The 12,848-nt window shown below is 66.8% G+C and carries 10 protein-coding genes; 5 read left to right on the top strand and 5 right to left on the bottom strand.

The genetic code is table 11. From position 1 onward, the window contains the following. Window positions 1–90 precede the first annotated feature (90 nt). The 4 genes from HWN72_RS19085 to HWN72_RS19070 all read right to left on the bottom strand — a co-directional run bounded on the left by HWN72_RS19085 (window position 91) and on the right by HWN72_RS19070 (window position 5,108). The gene (locus tag HWN72_RS19085) at window positions 91–1,299 is read right to left on the bottom strand and encodes an NAD(P)/FAD-dependent oxidoreductase (RefSeq protein ID WP_008829860.1); all 1,209 of its coding nucleotides are present in this window, start codon (window positions 1,297–1,299) and stop codon (window positions 91–93) included. A 147-nt stretch (window positions 1,300–1,446) separates the two neighbouring features. Further along, entirely contained in the window at window positions 1,447–1,986 is a 540-nt protein-coding gene (locus HWN72_RS19080; RefSeq protein WP_008829861.1) for an Rrf2 family transcriptional regulator, read from the bottom strand. A 144-nt stretch (window positions 1,987–2,130) separates the two neighbouring features. Beyond that, entirely contained in the window at window positions 2,131–2,547 is a 417-nt protein-coding gene (locus HWN72_RS19075) for a DoxX family protein (RefSeq protein ID WP_008829862.1), read from the bottom strand. A gap of 287 nt (window positions 2,548–2,834) precedes the next feature. Further along, window positions 2,835–5,108 carry a glycoside hydrolase family 3 N-terminal domain-containing protein gene (locus HWN72_RS19070; RefSeq protein WP_008829863.1) on the bottom strand — a complete coding sequence of 758 codons (2,274 nt, stop codon included), beginning with the start codon at window positions 5,106–5,108 and terminating at the stop codon, window positions 2,835–2,837. Between the two features lie 211 nt (window positions 5,109–5,319). On the opposite strand from HWN72_RS19070, the gene HWN72_RS19065 reads away from it, so the two are divergent. Next, complete coding sequence (locus HWN72_RS19065) at window positions 5,320–5,754, top strand: hypothetical protein (protein ID WP_036527129.1); 435 nt, start codon at window positions 5,320–5,322, stop codon at window positions 5,752–5,754. Between the two features lie 29 nt (window positions 5,755–5,783). Further along, on the top strand, window positions 5,784–6,629 hold the full coding sequence (locus HWN72_RS19060) for a ferredoxin--NADP reductase (protein WP_008829865.1): 846 nt from the start codon (window positions 5,784–5,786) through the stop codon (window positions 6,627–6,629). 190 nt (window positions 6,630–6,819) lie between these two features. Here HWN72_RS19060 and HWN72_RS32020 read toward each other — a convergent pair whose 3' ends face one another. Next, window positions 6,820–7,029: a DUF6980 family protein gene (locus HWN72_RS32020; RefSeq protein ID WP_081799083.1), complete on the bottom strand. Its 210-nt coding sequence runs from the start codon at window positions 7,027–7,029 to the stop codon at window positions 6,820–6,822. Between the two features lie 502 nt (window positions 7,030–7,531). Between HWN72_RS32020 and chrA the strand changes: the two genes are divergently transcribed. The 3 genes from chrA to treZ all read left to right on the top strand — a co-directional run bounded on the left by chrA (window position 7,532) and on the right by treZ (window position 12,848). Then, window positions 7,532–8,731 (top strand): chromate efflux transporter, encoded by a 1,200-nt coding sequence (chrA, locus tag HWN72_RS19055; RefSeq protein WP_036527127.1) that lies wholly within the window; start codon window positions 7,532–7,534, stop codon window positions 8,729–8,731. A gap of 278 nt (window positions 8,732–9,009) precedes the next feature. Beyond that, on the top strand, window positions 9,010–11,127 hold the full coding sequence (glgX, locus tag HWN72_RS19050) for a glycogen debranching protein GlgX (protein WP_081799082.1): 2,118 nt from the start codon (window positions 9,010–9,012) through the stop codon (window positions 11,125–11,127). Continuing rightward, on the top strand, window positions 11,127–12,848 hold the full coding sequence (gene treZ / locus HWN72_RS19045) for a malto-oligosyltrehalose trehalohydrolase (protein ID WP_211150977.1): 1,722 nt from the start codon (window positions 11,127–11,129) through the stop codon (window positions 12,846–12,848). The genes glgX and treZ overlap by 1 nt, the downstream gene beginning before the upstream one ends.

Raw genomic sequence — 12,848 nt, 5'->3', positions numbered from 1 at the left:
TTTTCAACGCAAAGGCCGGATTTGCGCGGGTTTGGCACGATCATGCCCGGAAACGCATGGCCCGGCCGTCTCCGGCCGGGCCTTTTCGCGTCAGAGCACGATCACGAAGTCCGGGTTGGAGACCGCGAAGACCGCCTCCCGCTCCGGCGCGGGCGGATAGATCCACACGCCGTTGATTTCCTGCTTCAGCTTCTTGCCTTCCGCCCGGGTCAGGTGGACCTGCCGGTCCCAGCCCTCCGTATAAAGGGCACCCCATGCGCCGAGGTCGAGACAGGTCACGTACTTGGGCTGGCTGTAGGGGTGGAGGTCCAGCCCCACCAGTTCCGCAGCGGCATTGTGGCCCGCCACCCGGCCGAGGCTCAGTGCGTGCTGGCAGGACATGACGGTGAAGTTGCCGATATCGTCGGTCGCCGCTTTCACGGTGTCGCCGGTGACGAAGATGCCCGACGCCTCGGGCGCGCGCAGATAGACGTCGCCGAGCACCCGGCCGGTGGCATCATGCTCTCCGGGCACCTGCCCTGCCAGCGGATGAGCACGCATCCCGGCCGACCACACGACGGTCGCTGCATCGATCCGCGATCCATCCGAAAGCGTGACCCCGCCTGCGTCCACCGCCGTCACCCGCACGCCGGGGCGCTGCTCGACACCCAGTTCGTCAAGGGCGCCCCGCACGACCACGGCCGCATCGGCGCCCATCTCGGCGGCGATCTGTTCGGCCGGGTCGACGATGACGACGCGGATCGGCGCATCCTTGCCCAGAATGGCGCGCAACCGTTCGGGCATCTCCGCCGCGCCTTCGAGGCCGGTGAAGCCGCCGCCCACCACGACCGCCGTACCGCGTGCCTCGTCGGTGCGGGCAGCCAGCAGCCCGAGGTGCTCGTCCAGCCGCTGCGCCGAGTCCAGCTGATCGACATCGAAGGCGTGATCCGCAATGCCCGGGATCGGCGGAGTCGACAGGCGGCTGCCGGTGGCCAGTACGAAGCGGTCCCAGGCGATCGTCTCTCGCCCGCCGTCGCCGCGCAGGATGGTGGCCTGCTGCGTGGTCGCGCCGATCGCCTCGACCAGACCGGCCACGTACCGCGCGCCGACCGCCGCGAGCAGGGCAGAAACGTCGGGGTTCATGTTCTCCAGCACGGCTTCATAAAGGCGCGGACGGATCACCATGGTCGGGCTCGGCGAGACGACGACGACTTCCACGTCGTCCTCCCGCCCTGCAAGCGCAATGGCGCGGGTTGCCGACAGGGCGGCCCAGACTCCGGCGAAACCGGTGCCGGCGATCAGGATGGTCTGCTTGCTCATCGATCTTCTCCTCTTGTGCGCCGGACGCGGCTCATCGTCCCGACAAGCGCGAGGTCTGCGAAGGCAGCGCGCAAGTCGGCGCTTTCCCGGTGCGTCCGGCAGGACGCCGAGAAAGGTGTTCAGGAATGCGGGTGAGAAAGGCTCAGATCATGAAGGACCGTCCCGCCGGGGACGGCCGATGCGTGCGGTGCGGGTGGTCTGGCGATCGCCCGCCCAGTCGCGGAAATCGTTGAAGAATGTCTCGGGCGCCTTGCGGCCGAAGCGGCTCGCCACGTCGCCCAGGGTCTGCGCGGCAAGAGCATCGCGCATCGCCTTCTCGGCCTGGAGCATGACAGCGTGGACGGCGCAAGTTCCGGCGGTTGCCCAGCCGGGCGCATCGCCGCCGAACAGGGCGCAGCGGCCGCGCACCTCCTGACAATCGAACAGCGGCTTGTCGCCTTCGATCGCGTCGATGATCTGGAGGAAGGTGATCTCGCCCGCCGGCCGCGCGAGCCGGTAGCCCCCGCGCACGCCTTCGCTGGCGGCGACGATGCCGGCTTTCTCCAGCTTGGGGAAGATCTTCGCCACGAAGCTGGGCGAGATGCCCTGGATCTCGGCGATCTCCCGGCTGCTGAGGGCGCGGCCGTCTTCCACCAGCCAGAGCAGACCGTGGATTCCATATTCGACGCTGGTGGTGATGTGGGCCATGAACGCGGAGTTACTCTGTCTGCGTTAAAGCGTCAAGCATATAACGACGATAAATCTGGTCTGCGTTTATCGTGCAATCATGCGAAAAGGGGCGAGCCTTTCGGCCCGCCCCTTCCGGCAGCGTTTGCGGCGGGGCTTTCGCGTTCAGGCGCGAGCCTTGCCGAAAGCGACGATCTGCAGCAGGCCGCCGGCGATCGCGATGTTCTTGAAGAAGTGGATGAACTGGTTCTGGTCGGCCAGGTTGTTGTGGAAGAACGCGGCGGTGGCGAGGCTGAACAGCGCGATGACGGTGGCGACCGCACGGACCTTGTAGCCCGAGATCAGCAGCGCGCCGCCGACCACTTCGACGAGGATGGCGCCAGCCAGCGCCACGGCGGGGAGCGGGAGGCCGACCGAGGCGATGTAGGCCATCGAACCGGCGGGGTCGGCGATCTTGGACAAGCCGCTGATGATGAAGATGGCGGCGATGAGAACGCGGCCGACGAGCGGCAGCCAGGCTTCGAGGGTGCTGGCGGTGTTGGCGGGAGCGACGGGGGCGGTGTCGATGGTGGTGATGGTCATGGCGGGAACTCCTGGGTGATCGGGGGCAATACGGTGACGACGGGCGTGTCGTCCTGACGCCCCCCAGATGCGCTCGATCAGGGTTCCGAAATAGTGGGATTAAACGCGATCATATGTTCGAATTATGCGAACATATGTTTTCGTGACCGCTCTTCAAATATGTCGTCATGCCCGCGCAGGCGGGGACCCTGCTCGTGTGCTCTCCCGTTGCGCAATGGGGTAGGTCCGCAGATGGGTTCCCGCCTTCGCGGGAATGACAACGAGAGGGTGAGATTGCGCGCGCCGCCCTAAGCGCTCGCCGGGGCCGCCGCGTACAAGGTGATCTGCGTGTGCAGCCCGTCCTCGGAAGACTGGCCCACCCAGACGTCGAACGCGCCCGGCTCCGCCAGCCGCCGGTTGCCGGCGCCGACGAATTCGAGGTCCGTGCGGGACAGGGTGAAGCGCACGGTGCGGCTCTCGCCCGGCTCCAGGGTGACGCGCTCCATCTTCTTGAACTCGCGGATCGGACGGGTGCGGGAGGCGACGCGGTCGCGGGTGTAGAGCTGCACGATCTCGCTGCCGCGCCGCTTGCCACTGTTGGTCAGGCGCGCGGTGATCGAGACGGTGCCGTCCCAGCGCAGGGCGGGGTCGGAAACCTGCAGCTTGTCCAGCGTGAAGCGGGTGTAGCTCAGGCCGTGACCGAAAGGGTAGCGCGCGCTGTTGTCGGTGGTGGCGTAGCGGGCCTTGTACTCGGTGCTGCCGTTGGGGACGGTCGGGCGGCCGGTGGATTTGCGATCGTAGAAGAACGGCTCCTGCCCCGACTCCCAGGGGAAGCTGACCGGCAGCTTGCCCGAGGGATCGACCTTGCCGAACACCACGTCGGCGATCGCATTGCCCGCTTCGGAACCGAGGAACCACGTCGCCAGCACGGCGTTGGCGTTCGCCACCCCGTCATGGATCGCCAGCGCACGGCCGTGACGAAGCAGCACGACGGTCGGCTTCTTCACCGCCGCCACCGCATCGGCGAGCGCCTGCTGCGCGGGCGGGATCTCGATCACGGTGCGCGACTGCGCCTCGCCCGACATGTCCTGCGATTCCCCGAGGGCGAGGATCACCACGTCGGCCGCCTTCGCCGCCTTGACCGCCTCCTCGATCCCGCCGTCGGTGGGGCCGTGAATGGCGCAGCCGGCCACGACGGTCAGCTGGTCCGGATCGACCATCGCGCCGCGCAGCCCGCTGGCCACGTCCACGCCCTTGTCGGCATCGCCGTAGAAAGCCCAAGGGCCGTAGAGGTTCGCCTTGTCATCGCCGAACGGACCGATCAGCGCGATCTTCTGCTTCTTTCCCTTGTCGAGCGGCAGCACCCCGTCGTTCTGCAGCAGCACGATGGAGCGCGCGCCCGCCTCGCGCGCGAGTTCGCGGTGAACGGGCGCGCCGATGCGCGATTTCTCCGCCGCCTCGTCCAGCGAGCGCCAGGGGTTGTCGAACAGGCCCATCGCCATCTTGACGTAGAGGATGCGCCGCACCGCCACGTCCACCGTGCCCATCGGCACCGCACCACTCTTCACGAGGTCAGGCAGATAGCGGATGTAGAGGCCGCTCTGCATCGACATATCGACCCCCGCCAGCACTGCCAGCCGCGCGGCGTCGCGGTCATCCTCGGCATAGCCGTGGGCGACCAGTTCCTCGTCGGCGGTGTAGTCCGAGAAGACGAAGCCGGTGAAACCCATCTCGCCGCGCAGGATATCGGTGAGCAGGGTGCGGTCGGCGGTCGCGGGCACGCCGTTGATCTCGCTGAACGCCGCCATCGTGGTGAGCGCGCCCGCAGCGAAGGCGGAGCCGAAGGGCGGCAGGTGCGTCTCGCGCAGGGTCTCGTCGCTGATGTCGACACTGCCGTATTCCAGCCCGCCCGCCACCGCGCCATAGGCAGCGAAGTGCTTGGGGCAGGCGAGCAACGAGTCGTCGCGCCGCAAGTCGCGCCCCTGGAATCCGCGCACCCGCGCGGCGGAGAGCAGCGCGGTCAGCGTCACGTCTTCTCCGGAGCCCTCGACCACGCGGCCCCAGCGCTGGTCACGCGCGACATCGGCCATCGGCGCGAAAGTCAGGTGCAGGCCCGCCGCCGTCGCCTCCAGCGCCATGGCGCGCGCGGTGCGCTGCGCCAGCACCGGATCGAAGCTGGACGCCTCGGCCAGCGGCACCGGGAAGATCGTCTTGAGCCCGTGGATCACGTCCCCCGCCAGCAGCAGCGGGATACCTAGGCGACTGTCGTTGACCGCGATCTCCTGCGCCTTGCGCGCGCCCGCCACGCCGATACCGTTGAACAGGCAGCCGACGCGGCCCTTGCGGATTTCCTCCGAGAGCTTCTTCACGTCCTGGATGCCGGCCGCCGGGTTGGGCGGGTTGAAGGGGCGGAAGGCGTCGGCAAGGCAGGTCATCTGCCCGGCCTTCTCCTCGATCGTCATCTTCTTGATGAGATCGTCTACCCGCGTCACCTCTTCGGCGGCGAGAGCCCTGAACGAGAAGCCCGATGCGATGGCGCTGGCGATGATACCGGAAAGAACGGTGCGGCGGTCTGGGTTCATGAACTCTTGGCTGTTGGTGCGTCGGCTTGCCCCCGTCAAACCGCGGTAGGGCATTTTGTTGCATTGCGGCAAGGCCCGGGCGCGCGCCATGGCTTCGGATCACCCTGCCCCCGCGCCACCTCGTCGTACGGCGACACCGGGTTGACGCATCGCGCCGCACGATGCACAAGATATGCGAATAATTCGCAATAGCATATCTTGAGGCACGCGCATGTACGACTTCCTCGACCGGCCGGTCACCGAACTCGACAACGACGGCCGGTTCCTGCTCTGGGCCATGCGCGGATGGGCGCATTCGGCATCCAAGGGCAATTGCCCGGCGCAGTCGTTGGCGCGCGCCTTTGCCGGATACAACGCCGCCGCCGTCCTGCCGGACTTTCACATGGCGATGGCGCTCGTCAGCCGCCGGGCATCCGAAAGGATCATGGTCGCGCCGATGGGCTGCCACCGCATCTGCGAACATGAGGCGTTGCTCCTTGCACTTTGGCGCGATGTCGGTATAGGCCGCCGCGAAAACGTGCGCGCGACTCTCGCGCATGTCGTGCCATGCGACACGGTCGCCGCGGTCGCCCAGGCCATGAGCCGCGCAAGCGCCGCGATGACCATCGCCGGCTTCGGCATTGCACTGATAAACCCGCCCGCGTGACCCATTCGATGAACCAAGGACTGACGTTGATGAACGATAGCAAGGCAGAAGCCGCCACCCTGGACAATTCGGCGGCTCCTGCGACCGTTCTGGAACCCACTGGTGCGCTGACCGTGGAAACGGTGCTTTCGGTCCATCACTGGAACGAGCACCTCTTCAGCTTCAAGATCACGCGCCCGGCCTCGTTCCGCTTCCGCTCGGGTGAGTTCATCATGATCGGCCTGCAGGGCGACAACGGCAAGCCGCTGCTGCGCGCCTATTCGATCGCCAGCCCCTCGTGGGCCGAGGAGATCGAGTTCCTCTCGATCAAGGTCGAGGACGGCCCGCTGACCTCGAAGTTGCAGCTGATCCAGCCGGGCGACCAGATCTACCTCGGCCGCAAGCCGGTGGGCACGCTCGTCACCGACGCGCTGACGCCGGGCAAGCGCCTGTTCCTGTTCGGCTCGGGCACCGGCCTCGCGCCGTTCCTCTCGCTGATCCGCGATCCGGACGTCTACGAGATGTTCGAGCAGGTCGTGATCGTCCACTCGGTCCGCCGCGTCGCCGACCTCGCCTTCCGCCAGGAGCTGGAGAGCCAGCTGGCCGGCGACCCGCTGGTCGAGGACCAGGCGCTGGTACAGCTGACCTACGTGCCGACCGTCACGCGGGAAGAATTCCACACCACCGGCCGCATCAACGTGCTGATCGAGAACGGCCGCCTGTTCGAGGGTCTGAAGGGCGAGGCCCGCATGGACCCGGCGACCGACCGCGTGATGCTGTGCGGCTCGATGGCGATGAACAAGGACATCGCCGCGATGCTGGAAGGTCTGGGCTTCGTCGAAGGATCGAACAACAAGCCCGCCGACTTCGTGATCGAGCGCGCGTTCGTCGGCTAAGCGACGACTGCTGTGATGCGAGAGCGGCCTGCCCGAAAGGGCGGGCCGTTTTTGTTTGGGTGCGCGCTGATGGTGCCGATACAGTCCGTCATCCCAGCGAAGGCTGGGACCGCTCTCGTCACGTCGCGGCGTCTCGGCGAGGCTGGGATGAAGATGGTGTTTGAATGACGACTTCGAGTGGGAAGTGGACTCAATCTAATCCGTTCGGCAGCTTGGCTCCACACCAAGGGCAATACGAAATCCCGATGATCGAACTTCCACCGTCATGGATAATTAGCCCGTAACTATCTGCTTGATAGGAATAGTGGATCAAGGAGTCCGGGCAATCAAAACGGTCTTCATGATCGTCGCAATTATTCTCGATATTAGATCGCATCATTTCGCAACAGTGTTTAGCCATACTTATGGATTTCCTATTTCGCGAATCCTCGCAGAGGATGGTTATTTGGCATTCCTTCTTCGTTCGCGAGCCATCCAAGCGCCGATACTAACCACTCTTTGCGAAATTTTGACAACATCGAGAAGTCGTACGACGCGGCCTCATGTCCGTAATGGGGCGGCACCGGAATGCCCCTATTCTGGCTTTCGGGTGGTAAACCGCCTGCGAGCTGGCCCACCCCGTCCGGCTAAGCCCTTCGGGCCAAGCCTCCCGGCCCTCCCGCGAGCGGGAGGGCGAAAGCGGTTTACCCCGCCCGCTTGCGGGAGGGGCAGCGAGACTTGCTGAGCCGAAGGCGAAGTTAGTCGCAGCGGGGTGGGCAAAGCGCAACGTGCGCGCCCTCACGCCTTGACTTCCCCCCGCCATTGCGCTGAAATCCCACCAACGGGCACGCGCGGACGCCCGGTCAGACGGCAACGTCCAAGTCCGCTCCATCAGCCGTACCTGCGGCCTGCGGAGCACTTGCATGACGACCAACACCGCCTCCATCACTATCGCGCCGCCCACCCTTTCGCTGCCTGCGCTGTTCCTCAAGTTCCTGCGGTTCGGCGCGCTGGCCTTCGGCGGGCCGGTGGCGCAGATCGCCATGCTGCGTCAGGCGCTGGTCGAGGACGAGCGCTGGATCGACAAGGGCCGCTTCAATCGCCTGCTCGCGGTCCTGCAGGTGCTGCCGGGGCCGGAGGCGCATGAACTGTGCGTCCATCTCGGCATGATCGCGCGCGGGCGGATCGGCGGATTGCTGGCCGGGCTGGGTTTCATGCTGCCGGGGCTGGTGCTGATGCTGGTCGCGGGATGGGCCTACGTCACCTGGGTCGCCGGAAACCTGACTTTGGCGGGCGCGCTTCTCGGCGTGCAGGTCGCGGTGCTCGCGATCATCCTGCGCGCGGTGGTCCGCATCGGACACCATATCGTCGAGAACGCGCTGCTCGGCGTGATCGCGGCCGCAAGTCTCGTCCTGACCCTGCTGGGGGTGCCGTTCTGGATCCTGCTGGCGGCGGGCGGACTGACCTATGCCGTGTCGCATCGGCCGCTGGTGGCTTGCGCGATCCTTGCGGTCGCCCTCGCGCTGGCGACCGCGATCCACCTGCTTTCCGGCTCTGGTGACAGCCTGCATGCCGTGCAGGGCATTCCCGTCACGACCTTCGCGCTGTTCGTCGCCGGGCTCAAAGGCGGGCTGCTGACTTTCGGCGGGGCCTATACGGCCATTCCCTATGTCCGCTCGGATACGGTCGGGCGGGGCTGGATCGGCGACGGCGCCTTCCTCGACGGGATCGCGCTCGCCGGAGTGCTGCCTGCGCCGCTGGTGATCTTCGTGACTTTCGTGGGCTATGTCACCGGCGGGGTGAGCGGCGCGCTGGCCATCACTGCGGGGATGTTCCTGCCCGCCTTCGCCTTCTCGCTGGTGCTGTTCGAGCGGTTGGAGGCCATCGTCGAGAATCCGGCGCTGCACCGCCTGCTCGAAGGCATAGCCGCCGCCGTGGTGGGGATCATCGCCGCCACCTTCGTGCAGCTTGCCTATGCGACCGGACTGCGCGTGACCGCCCCGCTCGGTGCGCTCGCGATCTTCGCGGTGGCCCTGGCGGTCGTGTGGCGGATCAAGGGGGCCTGGGTGACGCCCGCGCTGGTCGCGGGAGGGGCCTTCGCGGGCTGGGCCTTGTTCACATAAAGGAGCGGCGCTTTCCTACAGGACGGGCGGCGCGGTACGATGCGCCCATACCCCGCCCGATCGCTTCCAGCTGCACAAGGTTACACCGCAAGGCGACACTTTCTCCTCACAAGGTGACACATTGTCCGCAAAATGTGTCACCTTGTGCACCTAAGGTGACACTTTCCGGCCCAAGGTGACACCTTTTCCCTCTGGACCGTGTCAACCGTGTAAACCTGCCCGGAACCTCCCGCCCCCCATGCGTGTTAGCGGATGCAGCATCATGCAGGAGGCAGCACGTGACGCAGGGCCCAGCTACCGACCATCCCGCCGACATCGCGTTTTCCCGCCCCGAGCGGATGATCCATGAACTCGGCGCCGAATATACCGGCGAGGGCACCCATTTCGGCGTCTTCTCCGAAAATGCCGAAGCGATCGAACTGTGCCTGTTTTCCGAGGACGGCACCGAGGAAACCGCCCGCCTCGAACTGCCATCGCGGGAAGGTTCGATCTTCTCGGGCTACCTCCCCGGCGTGAAGCCCGGCCAGCTCTACGGCCTGCGCGCCCACGGCCCTTACGATCCCGCGAGCGGCCACCGCTTCAACCCCAACAAGCTGCTGCTCGACCCTTATGCCCGCGAGGTTTCCGGCGCGATGCAATGGGACGACGCGCTCTGGGGCTACGACCTGACGACGGGCGACGACACCACGTTCGACGCCCGCGATTCCGCCCCGTTCATGGTCAAGAGCGTGGTGCAGGACCCGGACTTCGACTGGGAAGGCGACAAGTCCCTCTCCCGCCCCTGGACCGAGACGGTGATCTACGAGGCCCACGTGCGCGGCCTGACGATGACCCACCCCGACGTCCCCGAAGCCCTGCGCGGCACATACGAGGGCATGGCCAGCGAACCGATCCTCGACCACCTCCGCAAGCTGGGCGTCAGCGCCATCGAGCTGCTGCCCAGCCAGTTCTTTCTCGACGACCGCATGCTACTGGACAAGGGCCTGTCGAACTACTGGGGTTACCAGACGCTCGGCTTCTTCGCGCCGGAACCGCGTTTCCTGCGCGGCGGCGACGTCGCCCCGCGCGCCATCCGCCAGTTCAAGGACATGGTGAAGCGGTTCCACAAGGCGGGGATCGAGGTCATCATGGACGTGGTCTACAACCACACCGCCGAAGGTTCGGAGAAAGGCCCGACGCTCAGCTTCCGCGGCCTCGACAACGCCGCCTACTACATGCTGAGCCCCGAGAACCCGCGCTTCAGCTTCGACAACACCGGCACCGGCAACACACTGGCGGTGGCGCATCCGATGGTCATGCGCATGGTGCTCGATTCGCTGCGCTACTGGGTGCAGGTGATGCACGTCGACGGCTTCCGCTTCGACCTCGCCTCCACATTGGGCCGCGAGGAAGCGGGCTTCGACCGCGAAGGCGGCTTCTTTGACGCGATCCGGCAGGACCCGATCCTTGCCGGCGTCAAGCTGATCGCCGAGCCGTGGGACATCGGCATGGGCGGCTATCAGGTCGGCGGCTTCCCGCACCCGTTCCGCGAATGGAACGACAAGTTCCGCGACGACACCCGCGCGTTCTGGCGCGGCGACGAGGGGCTGGTGGGCGACATCGCTCAGCGCCTGATCGGCTCGCCGGTCCAGTTCAACCACTCGGATCGCGGCGCCACCAGTTCGATCAACTTCCTCGCTGCGCATGACGGCTTCACGCTGATGGACACCGTCTCGTTCAACGACCGCCACAACGAGGCCAACGGCGAAGGCGGCGCGGACGGGCACGACAACAACCTCTCCGACAACATGGGCGCCGAAGGGGCCACCGACGACGAGGCCATCACCGCCGCCCGCGCCCGCCGCCGCCGCGCCATGGTGGCGACGCTGATGGTCAGCCAGGGCGTGCCGATGCTGCTTTCGGGCGACGAGATCGGCAACAGCCAGCACGGCAACAACAACGTCTACTGCCAGGACAACGAACTCGGCTGGCTCGACTGGGAGAGCCGGGACGACGCATTCCTCGACTTCTGCAGCCGTATGATCGCCCTGCGCCGCCAGTACCCGGTGCTCTGCCAGGAGAACTTCCTGATGGGCGAGACCGGCGACAACGAGCGTCTGGAAATCGCCTGGTTCCAGCCGGACGGCCGCGCGATGGACGGCGAACTGTGGGGCCAGCAAGGCCTGCGCGTGCTCGGCATGCTGCTCGACTACTCGACCCGCGAGGTCTTCCTCGACGGCGGGCGCCCGCTGTTCACCGTAGTCAACGCGGGCGATGGCCTCGACTTCACGCTGCCAGAGGGCGAGTGGGTGCGCCTGCTCGACACCGCGCGCGACGATCCCTTCACCGAGGAGCCGGTCGACCGCGAGGCCGCCGCGATCTCGCCCGGCAGCCTCTGCCTATTCCGCCCCGCGTGATGGCAACGCACTGGGGCGCCCAGCCTCTGGGCGACGGTCGCTGGCGCTTCGGCCTCTGGGCGCCGGACGCGGAGGAGGCCCGGCTGGAAGTGGGCGGCATGGCAATGCCCGCGCAGTCTGCCGGGCAGGGCTGGTGGCTGTTCGAGGGCGAGGCCGCCGCCGGAGACGCCTATCGCTGGGTCATCGAGGGCACGCCCTACCCCGACCCCGCCGCGCGGGCGCAGATCGGCGACGTGCACGGCCCCTCGATGCTGGTCGATCCGGCGACCTACCACTGGCGACACCCATGGCCGGGACGCCCTTGGCATGAGGCGATAGTCTACGAACTCCACCTCGGCACCTTCACCGAGGAAGGCACCTTCGCCGCCGCAATCACCGAACTGCCGCGCCTCGCCGACCTCGGCGTGACGATGATCGAGATCATGCCCGTCGCCCAGTTCGAGGGCGACCGGGGCTGGGGCTACGACGGCGTCCTCCCCTTCGCCCCGCACCCCGCCTACGGCACGCCGGACGAGATGCGCGCGCTGGTCGATGCGGCTCACAGCCACGGCATCGCCGTGATGCTGGACGTGGTCTACAACCACTTCGGGCCTTCCGGTAACTACCTCGGCGCGTGGTGCCCCTCATTCTTCCACCCTGAGCGTGCCTCACCGTGGGGTGCAGGAATCGCCTTCGAGGCCCCGGCCGTGCGCGAATACTTCATCGCCAACGCCCTGCACTGGCTGGACGAATACCGCCTCGACGGCCTGCGCCTCGACGCGGTGCACGCCATCGAGGACCATTCCGAAACCCATTTCCTCGACGAACTGGCCGCGCGCATCCGCTCCCGCGATTTCGGCCGCCCGATCCACCTCGTCACCGAGGACGAACGCAACCTCGCCCGCTACTTCACCGTCGATGCGCCCTACGACGGCACTTGGAACGACGACTGGCACCATGCCGTCCACTGCCTGCTGACCGGGGAGGAAGAAAGCTACTACGCCCCCTTCGCGGTGGACCCGGTCGCCGACATCGCCACAGCACTCGCCGATGGCTACGTCGAACAGGGCCAGCCTCGCGAGAATGGCGAGGACACCCCGCGCGGCGAACCCTCGACGCACCTGCCGCGCACCGCCTTCGTCAATTTCCTCGGCAATCACGATCAGGTCGGCAACCGCGCACGCGGCGAGCGGCTGCACCACCTCGCCACCGACCGCCATGCCTACCGCGTGATGACCGCGCTCACCCTGCTGACGCCCTTCACGCCGATGCTGTTCATGGGCGACGAGTTCCTCACCGATGCGCCTTTCCAGTTTTTCGTCGATTTCAAGGGCGACCTCGCCGACGCCGTCCGCAAGGGCCGGGCGCAGGAATTCGCCCGCTTCAGCAGCTTCGGCGGCGAGGTTCCCGACCCGGTGGCGCCCGAGACGTTCATGGCGTCCAGCATCGGCCGTCCCGTCCGGGCCGACCAGCAGGAGCATGAAGCCTTCGTGCGCGAATTGCTCGACCTGCGCCGGACGCATGTGACGCCCCTGCTCGCCCGGAACCCGCAGCCGATCGCCGCCGTTCGGCAGGAGGGCTCCGGCATCGGGGCGCAATGGTCCTTCGCGCCGGGAACGCTGCGGCTGCGGGCCGAACTGGGCGGCTCCACCACCCCATTCGAGTCCCTCTCCGGCCCGATCCTGCTGCTTGCCGATGCGTCGAGCCCTTTCGCGCTGTCGATGACCGTTTCACCGGAGTGA

The sequence above is a fragment of the Novosphingobium sp. HR1a genome (assembly GCF_015594425.1).
Lineage (GTDB): Bacteria > Pseudomonadota > Alphaproteobacteria > Sphingomonadales > Sphingomonadaceae > Novosphingobium > Novosphingobium resinovorum_A.
The sequence above is the reverse complement of the archived record's forward strand: the minus strand, read 5'-3'. Positions and strand labels throughout refer to the sequence as shown.

What these genes read in the sequence shown, in the direction of transcription:
- HWN72_RS19075 (WP_008829862.1), bottom strand. Translation starts at nt 2,547, where the DNA reads ATGACCATCACCACCATCGACACCGCCCCCGTCGCTCCCGCCAACACC.
- HWN72_RS19060 (WP_008829865.1), top strand. Translation starts at nt 5,784, where the DNA reads ATGAACGATAGCAAGGCAGAAGCCGCCACCCTGGACAATTCGGCGGCT.
- HWN72_RS19070 (WP_008829863.1), bottom strand. Translation starts at nt 5,108, where the DNA reads ATGAACCCAGACCGCCGCACCGTTCTTTCCGGTATCATCGCCAGCGCC.
- chrA (WP_036527127.1), top strand. Translation starts at nt 7,532, where the DNA reads ATGACGACCAACACCGCCTCCATCACTATCGCGCCGCCCACCCTTTCG.
- HWN72_RS19065 (WP_036527129.1), top strand. Translation starts at nt 5,320, where the DNA reads ATGTACGACTTCCTCGACCGGCCGGTCACCGAACTCGACAACGACGGC.
- HWN72_RS19085 (WP_008829860.1), bottom strand. Translation starts at nt 1,299, where the DNA reads ATGAGCAAGCAGACCATCCTGATCGCCGGCACCGGTTTCGCCGGAGTC.
- treZ (WP_211150977.1), top strand. Translation starts at nt 11,127, where the DNA reads ATGGCAACGCACTGGGGCGCCCAGCCTCTGGGCGACGGTCGCTGGCGC.
- HWN72_RS32020 (WP_081799083.1), bottom strand. Translation starts at nt 7,029, where the DNA reads ATGGCTAAACACTGTTGCGAAATGATGCGATCTAATATCGAGAATAAT.
- HWN72_RS19080 (WP_008829861.1), bottom strand. Translation starts at nt 1,986, where the DNA reads ATGGCCCACATCACCACCAGCGTCGAATATGGAATCCACGGTCTGCTC.